The organism is Agromyces lapidis (assembly GCF_009749405.1).
GTDB lineage: Bacteria > Actinomycetota > Actinomycetes > Actinomycetales > Microbacteriaceae > Agromyces > Agromyces lapidis.
Window position 1 is genome coordinate 150,083 of the sequence record NZ_WBIQ01000007.1, and the last position, 19,074, is coordinate 169,156.

At 70.1% G+C, this 19,074-nt stretch carries 17 protein-coding genes and 1 tRNA gene; 15 read left to right on the forward strand and 3 right to left on the reverse strand.

Features of this window, described 5'->3' with window-relative positions:
• Positions 1 to 27 precede the first annotated feature (27 nt).
• Entirely contained in the window at positions 28 to 504 is a 477-nt protein-coding gene (locus GQQ93_RS11610; protein WP_157424396.1) for an aminoacyl-tRNA deacylase, read from the reverse strand.
• 92 nt (positions 505 to 596) lie between these two features.
• Here GQQ93_RS11610 and dusB point away from each other — a divergent pair, with 92 nt between their 5' ends.
• The 10 genes from dusB (at position 597) to GQQ93_RS11660 (ending at position 12,724) form a co-directional block, all read left to right on the forward strand.
• Positions 597 to 1,769, forward strand: coding sequence for a tRNA dihydrouridine synthase DusB (gene dusB / locus GQQ93_RS11615; RefSeq protein ID WP_157424397.1), 1,173 nt, complete (start codon positions 597 to 599; stop codon positions 1,767 to 1,769).
• A gap of 4 nt (positions 1,770 to 1,773) precedes the next feature.
• The gene (locus GQQ93_RS11620) at positions 1,774 to 3,030 is read left to right on the forward strand and encodes a deoxyguanosinetriphosphate triphosphohydrolase (protein WP_157424398.1); all 1,257 of its coding nucleotides are present in this window, start codon (positions 1,774 to 1,776) and stop codon (positions 3,028 to 3,030) included.
• Between the two features lie 64 nt (positions 3,031 to 3,094).
• On the forward strand, positions 3,095 to 4,975 hold the full coding sequence (dnaG, locus tag GQQ93_RS11625) for a DNA primase (RefSeq protein ID WP_157424399.1): 1,881 nt from the start codon (positions 3,095 to 3,097) through the stop codon (positions 4,973 to 4,975).
• Between the two features lie 188 nt (positions 4,976 to 5,163).
• A complete protein-coding gene (locus tag GQQ93_RS11630) occupies positions 5,164 to 6,792 on the forward strand; it encodes an ABC transporter substrate-binding protein (protein WP_157424400.1) in 1,629 nt (542 codons plus the stop codon).
• 98 nt (positions 6,793 to 6,890) lie between these two features.
• Positions 6,891 to 7,979 carry an ABC transporter permease gene (locus tag GQQ93_RS11635; RefSeq protein ID WP_157424401.1) on the forward strand — a complete coding sequence of 363 codons (1,089 nt, stop codon included), beginning with the start codon at positions 6,891 to 6,893 and terminating at the stop codon, positions 7,977 to 7,979.
• A gap of 1 nt (position 7,980) precedes the next feature.
• Positions 7,981 to 9,066 carry an ABC transporter permease gene (locus GQQ93_RS11640; protein WP_157424402.1) on the forward strand — a complete coding sequence of 362 codons (1,086 nt, stop codon included), beginning with the start codon at positions 7,981 to 7,983 and terminating at the stop codon, positions 9,064 to 9,066.
• Entirely contained in the window at positions 9,063 to 10,751 is a 1,689-nt protein-coding gene (locus tag GQQ93_RS11645) for an ABC transporter ATP-binding protein (RefSeq protein ID WP_157424403.1), read from the forward strand. The genes GQQ93_RS11640 and GQQ93_RS11645 overlap by 4 nt, the downstream gene beginning before the upstream one ends.
• Positions 10,751 to 11,605 (forward strand): ATP-binding cassette domain-containing protein, encoded by an 855-nt coding sequence (locus tag GQQ93_RS11650; RefSeq protein ID WP_157424404.1) that lies wholly within the window; start codon positions 10,751 to 10,753, stop codon positions 11,603 to 11,605. The genes GQQ93_RS11645 and GQQ93_RS11650 overlap by 1 nt, the downstream gene beginning before the upstream one ends.
• Positions 11,602 to 12,564 carry a D-isomer specific 2-hydroxyacid dehydrogenase family protein gene (locus GQQ93_RS11655; RefSeq protein WP_157424405.1) on the forward strand — a complete coding sequence of 321 codons (963 nt, stop codon included), beginning with the start codon at positions 11,602 to 11,604 and terminating at the stop codon, positions 12,562 to 12,564. Before GQQ93_RS11650 ends, GQQ93_RS11655 begins: the two co-directional genes overlap by 4 nt.
• 87 nt (positions 12,565 to 12,651) lie before the next feature.
• Positions 12,652 to 12,724: transfer RNA gene (locus GQQ93_RS11660), tRNA-Asn, on the forward strand.
• 51 nt (positions 12,725 to 12,775) lie between these two features.
• On the opposite strand, the gene GQQ93_RS11665 is transcribed toward GQQ93_RS11660, so the two are convergent.
• Positions 12,776 to 13,426 carry a hypothetical protein gene (locus GQQ93_RS11665; RefSeq protein WP_157424406.1) on the reverse strand — a complete coding sequence of 217 codons (651 nt, stop codon included), beginning with the start codon at positions 13,424 to 13,426 and terminating at the stop codon, positions 12,776 to 12,778.
• A gap of 338 nt (positions 13,427 to 13,764) precedes the next feature.
• Here GQQ93_RS11665 and GQQ93_RS11670 point away from each other — a divergent pair, with 338 nt between their 5' ends.
• Genes GQQ93_RS11670 through GQQ93_RS11680 form a run of 3 tightly spaced genes read left to right on the forward strand, consistent with a single transcriptional unit; the run spans position 13,765 to position 16,077 of the window.
• Positions 13,765 to 15,000 carry a Fic family protein gene (locus tag GQQ93_RS11670; protein ID WP_157424407.1) on the forward strand — a complete coding sequence of 412 codons (1,236 nt, stop codon included), beginning with the start codon at positions 13,765 to 13,767 and terminating at the stop codon, positions 14,998 to 15,000.
• Positions 14,993 to 15,775, forward strand: a complete 783-nt coding sequence (locus GQQ93_RS11675; protein WP_157424408.1) for an AzlC family ABC transporter permease — start codon at positions 14,993 to 14,995, stop codon at positions 15,773 to 15,775. Before GQQ93_RS11670 ends, GQQ93_RS11675 begins: the two co-directional genes overlap by 8 nt.
• The gene (locus GQQ93_RS11680) at positions 15,772 to 16,077 is read left to right on the forward strand and encodes an AzlD domain-containing protein (protein ID WP_157424409.1); all 306 of its coding nucleotides are present in this window, start codon (positions 15,772 to 15,774) and stop codon (positions 16,075 to 16,077) included. The genes GQQ93_RS11675 and GQQ93_RS11680 overlap by 4 nt, the downstream gene beginning before the upstream one ends.
• A gap of 66 nt (positions 16,078 to 16,143) precedes the next feature.
• Here GQQ93_RS11680 and def read toward each other — a convergent pair whose 3' ends face one another.
• Positions 16,144 to 16,710 carry a peptide deformylase gene (gene def / locus GQQ93_RS11685; RefSeq protein ID WP_157424410.1) on the reverse strand — a complete coding sequence of 189 codons (567 nt, stop codon included), beginning with the start codon at positions 16,708 to 16,710 and terminating at the stop codon, positions 16,144 to 16,146.
• Between the two features lie 40 nt (positions 16,711 to 16,750).
• Between def and GQQ93_RS11690 the strand changes: the two genes are divergently transcribed.
• Together GQQ93_RS11690 and GQQ93_RS11695 are read left to right on the forward strand one after the other, a co-directional pair.
• Positions 16,751 to 17,668 carry a DMT family transporter gene (locus GQQ93_RS11690; RefSeq protein ID WP_157424411.1) on the forward strand — a complete coding sequence of 306 codons (918 nt, stop codon included), beginning with the start codon at positions 16,751 to 16,753 and terminating at the stop codon, positions 17,666 to 17,668.
• 157 nt (positions 17,669 to 17,825) lie between these two features.
• The gene (locus GQQ93_RS11695; protein WP_246192297.1) at positions 17,826 to 19,073 is read left to right on the forward strand and encodes a glycosyltransferase; all 1,248 of its coding nucleotides are present in this window, start codon (positions 17,826 to 17,828) and stop codon (positions 19,071 to 19,073) included.
• Position 19,074: the final 1 nt, after the last annotated feature.

Genomic DNA, 19,074 nt, shown 5'->3' on the forward strand with positions numbered 1-19,074 from the left:
CATTCCCGGAACGGCCGAGCGTCTCCGCTACTCGGGATCGCTGAGGTCGGCGACCGTCGCGTCGAACGCCGCGATGAGGGCGTCGGCGTCGACGAAGAGGCTGCGGCCGTGCTCGCCCGCACCCATCGAGACACGACGCCCGGCGATCGACTCGTCGACGAACACCGGCCACGAAGTCGTCGAGCCGAGCGGGGTGATGGTGCCGCGCTCGTAGCCGGTCGCGGCGAGCGCGAGCGACGCGTCGGGCAGCTGCAGCTTGTTGACACCGACGAGGGCGCGCAGCTTCGCCCAGCTGATCTTGCGGCCGCCGGGCACGAGCGCGAAGAGGTAGGTGTCGTCGCTGCGCTTGACGACGAGCGACTTCACGATGTCGCCGGGGGAGATGCCCAGGAGTTCGGCCGCCTCCTCGAGGCTGCGTGCGGCCGGCCGCTCGATGATCTCGACGTCGAGGCCGCGCGCCGCGGCATCCGCCCGAACCCGATCGGCGCCCGTGAGTTCCGCCATCTCGTCCTCCCCATGGTCGTATTGCAGTGAATCCTAGGCGCGCACGCGGGCATCGGGCGAGCGCGCCCCGATCTCTGGGAGAATCGACGGTGATGTCCTCAACCACCACGCTTCCCGCAGGCCCGCTCGCGATCGGCGGCATCGAGCTCGACGTGCCCGTCGTGCTCGCGCCCATGGCCGGCATCACGAACACGGCGTTCCGCCGGCTCTGCCGCGAGTTCGGCGCGGGCCTCTACGTCTCCGAGATGATCACCTCGCGCGCGCTCGTCGAACGCACGCCCGAGTCGATGCGCCTGATCACGCACCACGAGTCCGAGACGCCGCGCTCGATCCAGCTCTACGGCGTCGACCCGAAGACGGTCGCCGAGGCCGTCACGATGCTCGTCGCCGAAGACCGGGCCGATCACATCGACCTGAACTTCGGATGCCCCGTGCCGAAGGTCACCCGCAAGGGCGGCGGCTCCGCCCTCCCGTGGAAGACGGGCCTCTTCCGCGACATCGTCGAGGGTGCGGTGCAGGCCGCGGGCGACATCCCGCTCACGGTGAAGATGCGCAAGGGCATCGACGCCGACCACCTCACCTATCTCGAGGCGGGGCGCATCGCCGAGGGCGCCGGTGTCTCGGCGGTCGCGCTGCACGCGCGCACCGCCGCCGAGTTCTACTCGGGCCAGGCGGACTGGTCGGCCATCGCGAAGCTCAAAGAGACCGTGACGAGCGTGCCGGTGCTCGGCAACGGCGATATCTGGTCGGCGGCCGACGCCCTGCGCATGGTCGATGAGACGGGCTGCGACGGCGTCGTCGTCGGTCGCGGATGCCTCGGGCGCCCCTGGCTCTTCGGCGATCTCGCGGCGGGGTTCCGCGGCGAGCTCGCGGGCGACGACGGCGGGCTGTTCCGTCCGTCGCTCGGACAGGTCGCGCAGACCTTCCGGCGGCACGCCGAACTCCTCACCGAGTTCTTCGGCAGCGAGGAGCGCGGCTGCCGGGACATCCGCAAGCACGTCGCCTGGTACTTCAAGGGGTACCCGGTGGGCGGCGACCTGCGCGCGCGCCTCGCGACCGTCGAGTCGCTCGCGATGCTCGACGACCTGCTCGGCACGCTCGACTGGTCGATGCCGTACCCCGGCGAGGGCGCTGAGGGGCCGCGCGGCCGTGCCGGCACTCCGAAGAATCCGACGTTGCCCGAGGGTTGGCTCGACTCCCAAGAGCTCGTGGGCCACGACCGGGTGACCCTCGTCGACGCCGAACTCGACACGAGCGGCGGGTAGCGGGGTGGCAGATCGACTCTTCGGCGGCTACGAGGCCGTCGACTCCGAACGGCTGCTGCCCGAAGAGCACTCGTCACGGCGCAGCGACTTCGCGCGCGATCGGGCGCGCCTCCTGCACTCGAGCGCACTCCGCCGGCTCGCGGCGAAGACGCAGGTGCTCAGCCCGACCTCGGGGCTCGACTTCGCCCGCAATCGACTCACCCACTCGCTCGAGGTCGCGCAGATCGGCCGCGAGCTCGCCGAGAACCTCGCCCTCGATCCCGACGTCGTCGACACGGCCTGCCTCGCGCACGACCTCGGCCACCCGCCGTTCGGTCACAACGGCGAGAAGGCGCTCAACGACTGGGCCGCCGACATCGGCGGGTTCGAGGGCAACGCGCAGACCCTGCGGCTGCTCACCCGCCTCGAGCCGAAGGTGTTCGGCGACGACGGCCGCAGCTACGGACTCAACCTGACGCGGGCGAGCCTCGATGCGAGCTGCAAGTACCCGTGGCCCGAGGCGACGGGCGTCGCCGACCCCTCGGGGCGGCAGAAGTTCGGCTTCTACCACGACGACGTCGCCGTGTTCGACTGGCTGCGCGCCGGCGCGCCCGAGCGGCGGCTCTGCATCGAGGCCCAGGTGATGGACCTCTCCGACGACATCGCCTACTCGGTGCACGACTTCGAAGACGCGATCGTCGGCGGCTACATCGACGTCGCGGCGCTCGGCGCCCGCGTCGACCACGACGAGCTCGTCTCCTCGATGCACGAGTGGGTGGGCGGCGCGATCACGCACGACGAACTCATCGCGGCGTTCGACCGGCTCGACTCGCTCGACGGCTGGCTCGACGAGTGGACGGGCAGCCGACGCGACCAGGCCAGGCTGAAGAACCTGACGAGCCAGCTGATCGGCCGCTTCGCGCACTCGGCGACGGAGGCCACGCGCTCGGCGTTCCCGCTCGCGAGCCTCATCCGCTTCGACGCCGACGTCGTCGTGCCGCGCGAGATCCAGGCCGAGATCGCGGTGCTGAAGGGCATCGTCGCGGCCTTCGTGATGTCGCGCAACACGCGTCAGCCGATCTACCTCCAGCAGCGGCAGGTGCTGGGCTCGCTCGCCGACGTGCTGTACGCGAGCGGCGACGAGCATCTCGACGCCGGCTTCGCAGAAGACTGGGCGGCCGCGGGCGACGACGCCGCGCGCAAGCGGGTCGTCGTCGACCAGGTCGCGAGCCTCACCGACCAGTCGGCGCTCAGCTGGTACGAGCGGCTCGTGCAGCGCTGAGCGACGCGGCCTGCGCCGTCGCAGACCCGCCCAGTGAACCGTCGACCGAGATTAGGATGTGAGCATGGCGGGCCGAATTCGACAGAGCGATGTCGACGAGGTGAAGGCCCGCACGAACATCGCCGACATCATCGGCGACCACGTCAGCCTGAAGTCGGCGGGAGTCGGATCGCTGAAGGGGCTCTGCCCCTTCCACGACGAGCGCAGCCCGAGCTTCAACGTGCGGCCCGGCGTCGGCTACTACCACTGCTTCGGCTGCGGCGAGTCGGGTGACGTCTACACCTTCCTGCAGCGCATGGACCACGTCTCGTTCACCGAGGCGGTCGAGCGACTCGCGGGCCGCATCGGATTCGAGCTGCACTACGAAGACGGGGGTCAGGCACCCGACCACGGCAACCGCGCCCGGCTGCTCGCCGCGAACCAGGCCGCCGCCGAGTTCTTCGTCGAGAAGCTCGGCTCGCCCGAGGCCGAGATCGGCCGACGGTTCCTCGGCGAGCGCGGCTTCGACGCCGAGGCGGCGCGCCGGTTCGGCGTCGGTTTCGCGCCGAAGAGCTGGGACGCGCTGACGAACCACCTGAAGGCGAAGGGCTACTCGGCTGAAGAGCTCAGTGCGGCCGGCCTCGTCTCCCAGGGCGACCGCGGCGTCTACGACCGGTTCCGCGGCCGGCTCGTCTGGCCCATCAGGGATGTCACCGGCCAGACCGTCGGCTTCGGCGCGCGGCGCCTGCTCGACGACGACAAGGGGCCCAAATACCTGAACACCCCCGAGACGGCGATCTACCACAAGTCGCAGGTGCTCTACGGGCTCGACCTCGCCAAGCGCGACATCTCGAAGACGCATCGCGTCGTCGTGGTCGAGGGGTACACCGACGTCATGGCCTGCCACCTCGCCGGGGTGACGACGGCGATCGCGACCTGCGGCACGGCGTTCGGCGTCGACCACATCAAGGTGCTGCGGCGCGTGCTCGGCGACGACTCGGGGGTCGGCGAGGTCGTCTTCACCTTCGACGGCGACGCCGCAGGCCAGCAGGCCGCGATGCGCGCCTTCGCCGAAGAGCAGCGCTTCGCGGCGCAGACCTTCGTCGCGGTGGCCCCCGACGGCCTCGACCCCTGCGACCTCCGCCTCGCCCGCGGCGACGGTGCTGTGCGCACCCTCGTCGAGACGAAGGTGCCGATGTTCGAGTTCGTGATCCGGCACACGCTGAACCGCTACGACCTCGAGACCGTCGAGGGCCGGGTCGGCGCGCTCCGCGCCGCGGCGCCCATCGTCGCCGAGATCCGCGACGCCTCCCTGCGGCCCGGGTATACGCGCGAACTCGCGCGCATGCTCGGCGTGGAGCTCGCCGAGGTGACCCGTGCCGTGCGCGGCGCCGGCGGGGGAGCCCGTGGCCGCACGCCGGCCGCCGCGGGCAACGCGCGCGCCGAGGCATCCGCACCGCCCGCCTCGAACGCGGGGGAGGCGACCGAGCGCCCGTTCTCGATCGCGAGCCTGCCGAACGACCCCTCGACGAGGCTCGAGCGCGATGCGCTGCAGGCCATGCTCCAGTATCCCGACCGGGTGGGCGATGAACTGCTCAGGCACGCGGTCGACTCGCGCTTCGGCGACGCGACCCTCGCCGTCGTGCGCGACGGGGTCGCCGCGGTGCTCGGGTCGACCGACCCACGGCTGCGCATCGATCGGGTCGTGGCCGAGGTGCCCGCGCCGTTCGCCGGGGTCGTGCAGCAGCTCGCGGTGCTGCCGGTGCCGCAGCGCAACGACGCCGAGCTCGAGGCCTGGGCGCGCGGGGTGGTGAGCTCGCTCATCGATCGCGAGCTGCTGCGCCAGAAGTCCGAGCTGCTCGGCCGGCTGCAGCGGCTGTCGACGGCCGATCAGGCGACGTTCTCGGCGCTGCAGCGCGCACTCGTCGAGCTCGAGCAGGAGCGACGGGCGCTTCGCGCCGACTGACGGAATCCGTCGCCGTGCGACGCCGTGCGACGATCCGTTGCGCGCAAGGTTGCAGATCGGTAAACATTCCGACGTTCGACGGCACCTCCCTGCATGACTTCGGATCGTTGTGCTACCTCTGAGTGATACGAGAACGCGCCGTGGAAGCCGCGGTGCGCTTCAGTCCTGACAGGAAGAGGTAGACGGATATGACATCCGCAACCAAGAACGGCCGTCGCGCGCTCATCGCGGCTGCCGGACTCTCGGCGGCCGCGCTCGTGCTCGCCGGCTGCTCGGCCGGCGGTGGCGACGGCGACAACGCTTCGGGCGGTTCGATCACGGTCGGCACGACCGACAAGGTCACGACGCTCGACCCGGCCGGTTCGTACGACAACGGTTCGCTGGCCGTGCAGACGCAGGTCTTCCCGTACCTGCTGAACACCGACTACAACAGCACCGACGTCGTGCCCGACCTCGCCGAGACGGCCGAGTTCACGGCGCCGACCGAGTACACGGTCACGCTGCCCGCGGGCCTCAAGTGGGCGAACGGCAACGAGCTCACCTCGTCCGACGTGAAGTTCTCGTTCGACCGTCAGCTGAAGATCGCCGACCCGAACGGCGCGTCGAGCCTGCTCTACAACCTCGAGAGCGTCGACGCCCCCGACGACACCACGGTCGTGTTCCACCTCAAGGCCGAGAACGACCAGGTCTTCCCGCTCATCCTCACGAGCTTCCCGGGCGCAATCGTCGACGACGAGGTGTTCTCGCCCGACGAGCTCACCTCCGACGACGACATCGTCGAGGCGAAGGCCTTCGGTGGCCCGTACCAGATCGCGAGCTACGACTTCAACAACCTGATCTCGTTCACGAAGAACCCCGAGTACCAGGGCCTGCTGGCCGAGGCGTCGACCGACACGGTCAACCTGAAGTACTACGCCGAGTCGTCGAACATGAAGCTCGACGTGCAGGAGGGCAACATCGACGTCGCGTACCGCAGCCTGTCTGCGACCGACATCGAAGACCTCAAGGGCAACGACGCGGTCAACGTCGTCGACGGCCCCGGCGGCGAGATCCGCTACATCGTCTTCAACTTCGACACGCAGCCCTACGGCGCGAAGACTCCTGAGGCCGACCCGGCCAAGGCGCTCGCCGTCCGTCAGGCCGTCGCGGGCCTGATCGACCGCGAAGAGCTCGGCGAGCAGGTCTACAAGGGCACCTACACGCCGCTGTACTCGTACATCCCCGCGGGCCTCGCCGGCGCGGTCGAGCCGCTGAAGGAGCTCTACGGCGACGGCGCCGGTGCACCCGACGCCGAGAAGGCCAAGGCGGCCCTCGAGGCTGCCGGCGTCACGACCCCGGTCGAGCTGAACCTGCAGTACTCGAACGACCACTACGGCCCCTCGTCGGCCGATGAGTACGCGCTCATCAAGGACCAGCTCGAGGCCGACGGCCTGTTCACGGTGAACCTGCAGACCACCGAGTGGGTGCAGTACTCCGAGGACCGCGTCGCCGACGTCTACCCGGCCTACCAGCTCGGCTGGTTCCCCGACTACTCGGACGCCGACAACTACCTGACGCCGTTCTTCCTCAAGGAGAACTTCCTCGGCAACCACTACGACAACCCCGAGGTCAACGACCTCATCCTCGAGCAGGCCGTGACGACCGACGTCGCCGCGCGCACCGCGATCATCGAGGAGATCCAGGAGAAGGTGGCGGCCGACCTGTCGACCGTGCCCTACCTCCAGGGTGCCCAGGTCGCCGTCACCGGCACCGACATCGACGGTGCCGTCCTCGACGGTTCGTTCAAGTTCCGCTTCGCTTCGCTGACCAAGGGCTGAGCGAGCTGAGCGACTAGAGTCGCTCTCAGACCGGAACGGGTGGCCCGCTCTTCGGAGCGGGCCACCCGCATTCGAGCCACACCCCTGATTGGCGAACATTGACCTCAACGACGACGGCCGCCACCGGCGCTGATCCCGCCCGAAAGCGATCCACGAGATCCTCGGGCGGCAGCCTCGGCCGCTACATCCTCATCCGCGCACTCCTCATCATCCCCACGGTGTTCATCCTGGTGAGCGTGGTGTTCCTCCTCATGCGCACCACCGGTGACCCGATCACCGCAGCCCTCGGCGGCCAGCTGCCGCCCGACCAGCTCGCCGAGCGCATCCACGCCGCCGGCTTCGACCGGCCGCTCATCATCCAGTACCTCGAGTACATGGGCGGTGTCTTCACCGGCGACTTCGGCATGACCATCAGCGACAACCGGCCGGTCACCGAGGTACTCGTCACCTACGGCAGCGCCACCGTCGAGCTCGCTTTCTACGCGCTCATCGTCGCGTTCGCGGTCGGCATCCCCTTCGGCCTCATCGCGGCCTACTTCCGCGACAAGGGCCAAGACGCGCTGCTCCGCGTCTTCGCGATCCTCTGCTACGCGACGCCGGTGTTCTTCGCCGGCCTCCTGCTGAAGCTCGTCTTCGCGGTGTGGCTCAAGTGGCTCCCGGTCGCCGGCCGCGCCTCGACCGGTTCGCAGATCGAGATGGAGTTCCTGCCGAACAAGACGGGCTTCTACACGATCGACGCGATCATGACGGGCGACCCCGCGGTGCTCGGCGACGTGCTCGCGCACGCCGTGCTCCCGGCGATCGCGCTCGGCCTGCTCACGGCGGGCGTGTTCCTGCGGCTCGTGCGCACGAACGTCATCGGCACGCTCGGCACCGACTACGTCGACGCGGCCCGCTCGCGCGGCGTCGCCGAATCGCGACTGCTGCGCAAGCACGCCTACCGTCCGGCGCTCATCCCGATCATCACGGTCATCGGCCTGCAGATCGCGCTCCTCCTCGGCGGCGCGGTGCTCACCGAGACCACCTTCGAGTGGAAGGGCCTCGGCTTCCAGCTGGTCGAGTACATCCAGGCGCGCGACTTCGTCGCGGTGCAGGGCATCGTCGCCCTGCTCGCCGTCATCGTGGCGCTCACGAACTTCATCGTCGACATCATCGCGGCGCTCATCGACCCGAGGGTGAGGTACTGACATGTCGACCACCGAATCGACCCCCGTCGCGGCGCCCGCGCCGAAGCGCCGGCTCCGCGACCGCATTCCCGTCGTGCACCAGCTCCGCCAGAGCGTGGGGCTCCAGCGCGGCATGCTCATCACGGGCCTCGTCGTCACCGCGATCTTCATCCTTACCGCGATCTTCGCGCCGCTCCTCGCGCCGTACGGCTTCGCGCAGCTGCGCGACGCCGACGGCCCGTTCGGCAGCCAGCAGCCGCCTTCGGCGGAGCATCCGTTCGGCACCACGGTCGGCGGGTACGACGTGCTCTCCCGCACGATCTGGGGCGCGCAGACCGCGATCCTCGTGATCATCATCGCGGTGATCCTGTCGATCTTCGCCGGCGTGCTGCTCGGTCTCCTGTCGGGGTACTTCGGCGGCTGGCTCGACCGGCTGCTCGTCGTCGTGTGCGACGCGATCTACGCGTTCCCCTCGCTGCTGCTCGCGATCGTCATGGCGATCGCGATCTCGGGCGGCCAGTCGAACCTGTGGGGCGGTGTGCTCGCGGCGGCCCTGTCGATCACGGTCGTGTTCATCCCGCAGTACTTCCGGGTGATCCGCGCCGAGACCGTGCGCATCAAGGCCGAGGCCTTCGTCGAGTCGGCCAAGGTGCTCGGCGCCTCGAACAGCCGAATCATGTTCCGGCACGTGCTGCGCAACGCGACCCGCACGCTGCCGCTCATCTTCACGCTGAACTCGTCCGAGGCGATCCTCACCCTCGCGGGCCTCGGCTTCCTCGGCTTCGGCATCGAGCCGACCGCCGCGGCCGAGTGGGGCTACGACCTCAACAAGGCGCTCTCCGACGTGACGAGCGGCATCTGGTGGACCGCGCTCTACCCGGGTCTCGCGATCGTGCTCGTGGTGCTCGGCATCACGCTCGTCGGCGAGAGCCTCAACGACCTCGCCGATCCGCGCCTGCGCGGGCGCCGCAGGGTCGCGCAGTCGGCCGGCGTGGTCGCCGAGACCTCGGTCGTGCCCGGCGGCACGCTGACGGCCGGACCCGGCGGGCTCGCCGGACTCGAAGACGAAGCGACATTCGACGAACACGGGATCGAGGTCAAGCCATGAGCACGGTGGTCAGCATCGAAGGGCTCGGCGTCTCGTTCTCGACCGACGCCGGTGCGGTGAAGGCGGTCGACGGCGTCTCGCTGTCGGTCGAACGCGGCGAGGTGCTCGCCATCGTCGGCGAGTCGGGCAGCGGCAAGACCGTGACTGCGAAGACGATCCTCGGGCTCCTCCCCGAGACGGCGACGACGAGCGGGGCGGTGATCCTGTCGAACAAGGCCGGAACGGCCCAGCACGACGTGGTCTCGATCTCCAAGCGATCGCTGCGGGCCATCCGCGGCACCGACGTCGCGATGGTCTTCCAAGAGCCGTCGACGGCGCTCAACCCGGTGTACACGGTCGGGTGGCAGATCATCGAGGGGCTGCGGGCGCACTCCGACCTCTCGAAGAAGGAGGCCCGCGCGAAGGCGATCGACGTGCTGCGTCGCGTCGGCATCCCCGAGCCCGAGCAGCGCATCGACCACTACCCGCACGAGTTCTCGGGCGGTCAGAAGCAACGCATCGTGATCGCGATGGCACTCGTGCTCGACCCGGGGCTCATCGTCGCCGACGAGCCGACGACGGCGCTCGACGTCACGGTGCAGGCCGAGATCCTCGACCTGTTGCGCCGATGCCGCGACGAGTTCGGCATGGGCATCGTGCTCATCACCCACAACATGGGCGTCGTCGCCGACCTCGCCGACCGGGTCGCGGTCATGTACCAGGGCAAGGTCGTCGAAGAGGCCGATGCGAAGACGCTGTTCTCAGCACCGAAGGCCGAGTACACGAAAGCGCTGCTCGCCGCGGTGCCCTACGTCGGCACCGGTTCGGCGAAGACCGCCGAGCGTGCGGCGGCCCGCCCCGAGGGGTGGACGGAGCAGGCTCCGGTCGTCGCCGCGCAGGGACTCGAGATCGTCTACCCCGGGCGATTCGGCAAGCCCGGCTTCCGCGCTGTCGACGGCGTCGACCTCGTGATCCGCCCCGGTGAGGTGCTCGGGCTCGTCGGCGAGTCGGGTTCGGGCAAGACCACGATCGGGCGCGCGATCGCGGGCCTCACCAAGGTCACGGGCGGTTCGCTCCGGGTGCTCGGACACGAGATGAACGGTTTCTCGGAGCGCGAGTTCCGGCCGCTGCGCAGCCGCATCGGCTTCGTCTTCCAAGACCCGGCGTCGAGCTTCAACCCGCTGCTGACGATCGCCGAGTGCGTCGCCGAGCCGCTCATCATCCACGGCCGGGCCGGTGACGCCGCCGCGGCGCGCCCCCGCGTCGACGAGCTGCTCGAGGCCGTGCAGCTGCCGAAGGCGTACGGCGACCGCTACCCGCACGAGCTCTCGGGCGGCCAGCGCCAGCGCGCGAGCCTCGCGCGGTCGCTCGCCCTCGAGCCCGAGCTGCTCATCGCCGACGAGCCGACGAGCGCGCTCGACGTCTCGGTGCAGGCGCGCGTGCTCGAGCTCTTCGCCGAACTGCAGCGCGAGTTCGGCTTCGCGTCGCTGTTCATCAGCCACGACCTCGCCGTCGTCGACCTGCTGGCCGACCGCATCGCGGTGCTGTACCACGGGCGCCTCGTCGAAGAGGGCACGGGGGTCGAGGTGCTCGGGTCGCCGCGCGACCCGTACACGCAGCGCCTGCTCGCCTCGCTGCCGGTGCCCGACCCGGTGGCGCAGGCCGAACGCCGAGAGGAACTCCGCCGAATCCGGGAGGCGAATTGATGCGCGGCGCGGCCCACGGGTATCCGATCGTGCTGAGCGACCTGTCGCTCGAGTACCCGCCGCGCGGCGCCAGCCCGGCGCACGTCGCCCTGCACGGCCTGACCCTTCAGGTCGCGCCGGGCGAGGTGCTCGGCGTGCTCGGCAGCGCGGGCAGCGGAAAGTCGACGCTCGCGAAGGTGCTCTCGGGCGCGGCCTTCGAGCCGCGATCGAACGAGGCGCGCCCGGTCATCACGGGCGGTCAGGCGACCGTGCTCGGTCAGCCGCTGCGCGGGCTGCCCAAGCGCAAGGTCGCCGAGTACCGGTTCCACGTCGGCTACCTGCCGCAGGATGCCGCGTCGACGCTGCCGCCCGACCACAGCGTCGCCGAGATCATCGGAGAGCCCATCCTCGAGCGCGACCGCCGGTACAACGCCAGGGCGCTCGCGACCCGGGTCGCCACCATGCTCGACGGGGTGCGGCTGCCGCTCGGCATGCTCGAGAAGTACCCGTACGAGCTGAGCGGCGGGCAGCGCCAGCGCGTCGCGCTCGCGCGTGCGCTCGTGCTCGGCCCCTCGGTGCTCATCGCCGACGAGCCGACGGCGGGCATCGACCTGACGGTGCGCGACGCGGTCGCGCAGCTCATCGCCGAGCTCGGCGAACGTCACGCGTTCTCGGCGGTGCTGATCACTCACGACCTGCCGGTGCTGCGCAGCGTCGCCGATCGCATCGCGGTGCTCGATCGCGGCGAACTCGCGGCGATCGGCACCATCGAGGAGGTCTTCCAAGACCCGCATCACCCGTATGTGCAGGCCCTCGCGGGGGCGCTCGACGGCGGGCACGCGATCATCGACGACCTGGCCGAGCCTCTGGCATGACGGATGCCTCGGCCGCGCGCGGCCCGATCGACGCTCGCGGCACGATCGCAGTCGTGCCCGATGCCGAGCCCGAACTGGTGGCTGCGGTCGAGCGGGCCGGGGGAGCGGTCGCCCCGCTCGACGAGCGCACTCGGGGCATCGTGTGGAGCGGCTCCTCAGGCGGCGCGGCACTCGTCGAGGCGCTCGAGCGTGCCCCCGGCGTCGAGTGGGTGCAGTTGCCCTGGGCCGGCATCGACCCGTTCGCCGAGGTGCTGCCGCGCTTCCGCGGCGACGGGCGCGTGTGGACGAGCGGCAAGGGCGTGTACGCCGGGCCGGTCGCCGAACACGCGCTGACCTTGACGCTGGCACTCCTCCGCCGGATCCCGCGACGGGTGCGGGCGGGCGAGTGGCGGCGCGACCACGCGAGCCGCAGCCTGCACGGCGCCGAGGTCGTCATCGTCGGAGCCGGCGGCATCGCGACCGAGCTGCTGCGACTGCTCGCGCCGTTCGGGGTGCGCGCCTCCGTCGTGCGTCGCAGTGCCGGCGAGGTCGCCGGCGCTGCTCGCACGGTGACGCTCGATCGTCTCGTCGAGGTCGCGACCGGGGCCGACGTGCTCATCGTCGCGGCGGCGCTGACCGACGAGACCCGGGGCGCCGTCGATGCCGGAGTGCTCGCCGCGCTTGCACCCGGCGCCGTGGTCGTGAACGTCGGACGCGGTGCGATCGTCGACACCTCGGCGCTCGTCGCCGCGCTCGAGTCGGGTCGCCTCGGCGGGGCCGGGCTCGACGTCACCGATCCCGAACCGCTCCCGACGGGGCATCCGCTGTGGAGCTCGCCCGATTGCGTGATCACGCCGCACGTCGCCGACGCGATGGCGACCACGCCGGCGCTGCTCGCCGCACGCGTCGAGCATAACGTGCGCGCCTTCCTCGGCGAGGGGGAATTCCTCGGTCGGATCGACCTCGACGCCGGCTACTGAGCCGCTTCCGAGGACGCCGAGACGCGAGGCTGCCTCGAATTGGGAGTCGGGGCATCCCTTTGCTAGAGTATCGATGCGCGCAAGCGATCCTCCATAGCTCAATTGGCAGAGCAATCGGCTGTTAACCGATAGGTTCTTGGTTCGAGTCCAAGTGGGGGAGCGAACAAGCCCCGTATTCCATGTGAATGCGGGGCTTTTGCGTTGAGGCAGTTCACCCATGTGGCCGAGAAGCGGGCTGGACGCGCAGCAGCCCGCGGCCGACGGTCTGCGCTGCAGCGCCGACGCCTGCGTCGCCGGTGGCCCGGTCTGTCGTGGTCCGCCATACGGGAGCCATCGGCGAATCACCGGTGTCGAGTGGCGCGAGGCCGAGACGCGAGCAAATGGCCGGCTCTGACGACGGCACGACGGCCGCGCTCCCATCCGGCATCGCACAGAGGATGAACGCCTCCGGCACGACGCCCGGGGCGTTCGTCGATGATGTCGGGTCGAAGCCGGGCTCGAGCGCCCCCTGTTGCCACGTCATCGTGCACACCTCGATGGCGTTCGCCGCTCGTTCAGCATCGTCGTCATGCGCCATGGACGCCATGGCGCCGGGATAGCTGCCGTCGGCGGCTCGCGTATCGGACGTGAGGCAGTGGATGACCTGGTCGTTCGAGACGCTCTGCGGCTGCAGGGCGATCCCTGCAGCGGTCGCACCGAGCCCGACGGCGAGGACGCCGACGCCGCCCCATGCGACCCAGCGACGACGGCGCCGACGCGCCCTTCGCTCGCGGGATCCTTCGAGATGCTCGAGCACGAGATGGCGGATTGCCGCTTCGCGTCCTGGCCTCATCTCCGGGCCGTCATCGCGTGTGTCGTTCATGCCTCGATCACTTCCGTGTTCGGAGCGGATCGCTTGCGGCGACGTCAGCGAACAAGCTTCCGCTCGCGCCGTCGGGTTTCTTGAGTGGGCGTGATTCGGAGGCTGAATGGCTGTGGCCCTGCGAGGGCGATGACCGTGAGTACCGCGCTGAGCTCCATCGGGATTCCGTTTCTTGCTGTGTTGGGGCCACTGTACGTCACGGAGGATGGCCGGGGGAGTGGGCGGTTCAGGCTCCGGTGCTCGTGCAGCACGCGATTGAACCTTCCGCTCGTTAGTATCACTTAGATATCGAAAATGATAATCTCAGACGAGAAGATTTCGGTTGGAGGGAGAGCAGCGTGACGAATCTCGTCGAGCAGCACGACTGGCCCGCGCATGACGTCGAGCGCCTGCCGTGGCGCCAGGCCGTGCGCGGCGGCAGTCGCGACGACCGCACCCTCGATCACGTCGACGCGAGCGTTCCGCCGATGATCGCCGGACTCGACCTCCAGGCGCCGCCGAGCCTCGCCGCCGCGTGCGAGCGCGCGGTCGTCGAGATCGCGCGGGCCGAGCACGCCACGGGCGGCCTGGCCGCGCTCGGCCGCTTCCTGATGCGCACCGACTCGGTCGCCTCGAGTCGTATCGAGTACGAAGACGCGAGCGCCGAGGACTTCGCCCGCGCCCTCGCGGGCAGCCGCTCGAACAGCTCGGCGCAGAGCATGGTCGCCGCAACGCGCGCACTGGCCGGCCTCGTCGACGAGGCCGGTTCCCACCGTGAGATCACCTGCGACGCGATCCTCGAGGCCCACCGGCGGCTGCTCGGCGACGACCCGCTCGACGGCCGCTACGCCGGCCGCTGGCGAACGATGCAGAACTGGATCGGCGGCAGCGACCACGCGCCGCGCGCGGCGCTCCACGTGCCGCCCGCGCCCGGGCGGGTCGAGGCGCTCATGGCCGACCTCGTCGCCTACCTCAATCGCGACGACGTGCCCATCGTCGTGCAGGCGGCCGTGGGGCACGCGCAGTTCGAGTCGATCCACCCGTTCACCGACGGCAACGGCCGCATCGGTCGGGCGATCATCAACGCGGTGCTCCGGCGTCGAGGGGTCACGGGCACGAGCGTCGTGCCGGTCGCGAGCGCACTGCTCGCCCAGCGCGAGCGCTACTTCGCCTTCATCGACGAGTACCGCGTCGGTCGGGTCGCGCCGTTCGTCGCCGACCTCGCCGACGGCCTTCGGCTCGCGGCCGAGGAGTCACGGGTCTCGGCCGAGCGCCTCATCGAGCTTCCGCAGCAGTGGGCTGCCGCGGTGCCGTTCCGCGCCGACTCGGCGGGGGCGAAGCTCATCGCGGCGATGCTCGACCACCCCGTCTTCTCGATCGACGAGATCGGCCGGGTCACGGGTTCGGGCCCGGCCAACCTCGCGCCCGCGGTCGCACGGCTCGAAGCGGCAGGCGTCATCCGTGAGATCACGGGCCGCAAGCGCGATCGCGCGTGGCTCGTCACCGACGTCTCGGGCGAGCTCGACGACCTCGAGCTCCGCATCGCCGAGCGCATCACCGCCGCCGCGGCGACGGCCGAGGAGCGAGATGGCTGAGCGCCCCGACGAACTCCTTCCGGTCGGCGGCGCCGACGGCGCTGAACTCACCAGTGCAACGGATGTCGCGACCGCGCGCCGCGCAGCCCGTCGCGACGGCTTCGCGGTCGGCCTGGCGACGGCGGTCTACGGCATCTCCTTCGGCGCGCTCGCGGTCGCCTCGGGGCTCGACGTCTGGCAGACCTGCTTCCTCAGCCTCGTGATGTTCACGGGAGGCTCGCAGTTCGCCCTCGTCGGTGTGCTGGCCTCCGGCGGCGTCGCGGCGGGCGGCTCGGCGATCGCCACGGCCGCGATGCTCGGCATCCGCAACGTCATCTACGGCATGCGCATGAAGCCGCTCGTGACCCCGCCCGACGCCGACGGCCGCCCCGCGAGCGTCTGGCGTCGCGTCGCCGCCGCCTGGATCACGATCGACGAGTCGACCGCCGTCGCACTCGCGCAGTCCGACGACCGGGCGGCCCGAACCGGCTTCTGGGTGACGGGCATCGTGATCTTCGTCGGCTGGAACCTCACGACCCTCGCGGGTGCCCTCATCGGGGACGCGATCGGCGACACGCGGGCGTGGGGGCTCGACGCGGCCGCCGCCGCGGCGTTCCTCGGCCTCCTGTGGCCGCGGTTGAAGAAGTTCCAGGCGGGCGCCGTCGCGGTCGGTGCCGCCGTCGTCGCGACCATCACGATGCCCGTGCTGATGCCCGGCCTGCCCGTGCTCGTCGCGGCGGTCGTCGCCGTCGTGGTCGGGTGGTTCGACCTGTTCTCCCGGAGGCGCACTGAATGACGACGTGGCACATCATCCTCATCGCGTCGGCCGCGACCCTCGCGCTGAAGCTCGCCGGACACCTCGTGCCCGCCGGCTTCCTCGAACGCGAACGCCCGGCGCGCATCGCCGACCTCTTGACGGTGGCGCTCCTCGCGGCGCTCATCGCGGTGCAGACCCTCGGCGCAGGTCAAGACATCGTCATCGACGCCCGCGTCCCCGCGGTGATCGTCGCGGCGGCGCTCTACGCGCTCCGCGTGCCCTTCGTCGTGGTCGTCATCGTCGCCGCGGCCGTCGCCGCCGGCATCCGGGCGTTCACCTGAGCGGATGCCGCGTGCGCGTCGCTGCGCGCACGGGCGGCGTGCCGCACGTGGCATCCGCCCGTGAACTCAGGCGTCGAGGTCGTCGACGCCGGGCATCCACTGCTGACCGGGGCGCCCCCAACCGAGCTTGCGGCTGATCTTCGCGACGATCTTCTGATCGCGTTCGCCGAGCCGGTCGGTGTAGAGGGTGCCGTCGAGGTGGTCGAACTCGTGCTGGAAGATGCGCGCGAGCCATCCGTGCGCTTCGATCTCGAACGGCTCGCCGTCGAGGTCGGTGGCGCGCAGGATCGCGTGTTCGGCGCGCCGCAGGCCGAAACGCTCACCCGGGAACGAGAGGCAGCCCTCGGACTCCTCGTCGAGGTCGGGCTCGCCGGCGGGCGGGGGCGTGATCCACAGCTCGGGGTTGATGGCGACGCCGCGCCACTTCGTGCCCTCCTCGTCGACCCAGCCGTAGGTGAAGAGGCGCAGGCCGACGCCGACCTGGGGGGCTGCGAGCCCGACGCCGGGCGCGGCGTCCATCGTCTCGAACAGGTCGGCGACGAGTGTTCGCAGCTCGTCGTCGATGGTCTCGACGGGGAGGGCGGGGGAGTGCAGCACCGGATCACCGGAGATTCGAATGGGGCGTACGGCCATTCGGCAAGGATATCCGTCGGCGAACGGGTAGGGTCATTGCGTGGATCCCGACCTGAGCGAAATCGTCGAGCAGATCCCGCTCGACCCCCAGACCTTCATCGGTATCCCGCTCGCGCTCATCGGCGCGGTCTTCCTCTCGCTCGGTGCGCAGTTCCAGCACCGCGGCGTCGTCAAGGTCGAGAAGCACACGGTCGACACGCTCGGCAAGGGCCTCAACCTCAAGCAGCTCGCGCTGCTGCTCGCGCGGCCGTCGTGGGTCATCGGCACGCTCATGCTCGGGCTCGCCATCGTGTTCCAGCTCTCGAGCCTCTACTTCGCACCGCTCATCGTGGTGCAGCCGCTCGGCGCGATCGCGCTCGTCGTCACCGCGATCGTGAACTCGCGAGTGAACCACGTGCAGTTGAACCGCAAGACGATCATCGCGATCATCATGTGCGTCGGCGGCGTCTTCCTCTTCGTCGGCGTCGCCGCGTTCACCGCGGTCGACAAGCCCGTCACCGATCGCCAGCTGGTCGTCATCCTCATCATCCTCGCGGTCGTGCTCGCGATCGCCGGCATCACCTTCGCGCTGTTCCGTGCGAAGATCCGGGCGATCTACTACGTGATCATGGCCGGCATCGTCTACGGCTTCGTCGCGACGCTCGCCAAGGTCGTGCTCGGCAAGCTCGAGCAGGGCGAGTTCGGCTGGCTCACCCTGCTCTGCATCGTCGGCATGCTCTCCGCGACGGCCATCGGCGCGTACTTCGTGCAGAACGCCTACGCCTCGGGTCCGCCCGACCTCGTCATCGCCGGCCTCACCGTCGTCGACCCGCTCGTCGCGGTCATCATCGGCATCGCTGTCCTCGGCGAGGCATCCCAGGCACCGCCGTGGGCGATCGGCGTGTACATCGTCGCCGGTGCGATCGCCGTGTGGGGCGTCTTCCAACTCGCGAAGAACCACCCCCAGACCAGGCTCTGAGCGCAGATCGCGACGAGCTTCCGACATGCGAGCACGGCGCCCGCACGGCTGCGCTGCGTAGACTAAGGTCGGATTCAGTCCGCCGCGCCCATCGCGCGCGCCGCGGCCTCGACGGGACCGACCGTCCCGCCCCCAGAACTGTGAGGAAACACGACCCGTGTCTGACACCCCCGGTGCGGGTACGCCCGCCGGCGCCGAGCTCGATCGCCCCCTCAAGATCCTGATCGGTGCCGACACCTTCGCCCCCGACGTCAACGGCGCCGCCCGATTCGCCGAACGCCTCGCGGCCGGCCTCGTCGAACGCGGCCACGACGTGCACGTCATGGCCCCGGCAGCGAGCCGCAAGCACGGCACGTGGAAGGAGGTGCACGAGGGGCAGGAGCTCACCGCGCACCGCCTGCGCAGCTGGCGCTGGTACCCGCACGACTGGCTGCGCTTCGCGCTGCCTTGGCGCATCAAGCAGAACAGCGCCCGCGTGATCGACGAGGTGAAACCCGACGTCGTGCACTTCCAGTCGCACATCATCACCGGTCGTGGCCTCTCGATCGAAGCGCAGAAGCGCGGCATCCGCATCATCGGCACGAACCACGTCATGCCCGAGAACATGCTCGAGTTCTCGCTGCTGCCGAAGGCGTGGCAAGACCGGGCCGTCGGCCTCGCCTGGAAGGCGGCCGGCCGTACCTTCGGTCGAGCCGAAGCCGTCACCACCCCCACGCGTCGCGCCGCCGACTTCCTCGAGAAGCACACCGGCCTCGAGAACGTGCACGCGATCTCCTGCGGCATCGACGCGCACAAGTACTCGCCCAACTGGGAGTCGCGCACCGAGAACCGCATCCTCTTCGTCGGCCGCGTGACCGGCGAGAAGCAGATCGACGTGCTGTTGCGCGCCCTCAAGCTGCTGCCCGCCGCACTCGACGCGAAGGTCGAGATCGTCGGCGGCGGCGACCAGAAGCGCAACCTCGAGCACCTCGCCGTCGAACTCGGCATCGCCGACCGGGTGACCTTCACCGGCTACGTCACCGACGAGGAGCTGCGCGAGGCCTACCACCGGGCATCCGTGCTCGCGATGCCGTCGATCGCCGAACTGCAGTCGATCGTGACGATGGAGGCCATGGCCTCGGCGCTGCCCGTCGTCGCCGCGAACGCGATGGCGCTGCCGCACCTCGTGCACGACGGTGAGAACGGGTACCTCTTCGAGCCATCGAACCCCGAGGACCTCGCCGCGAAGCTCCGCACCGTGCTCGAGGCGTCGCCCGACGAGTACAACGCCCTCAAGGCCGCCTCGGCCAAGCTCATCAAGGCGCACGACATCACCCGCACGCTCGACACGTTCGAGAGTCTGTATCGTGGTGAGCGAGTGACCGATCCGGTCACCGAGTCGATCCCAGTCATCCTTCCCGACTGAG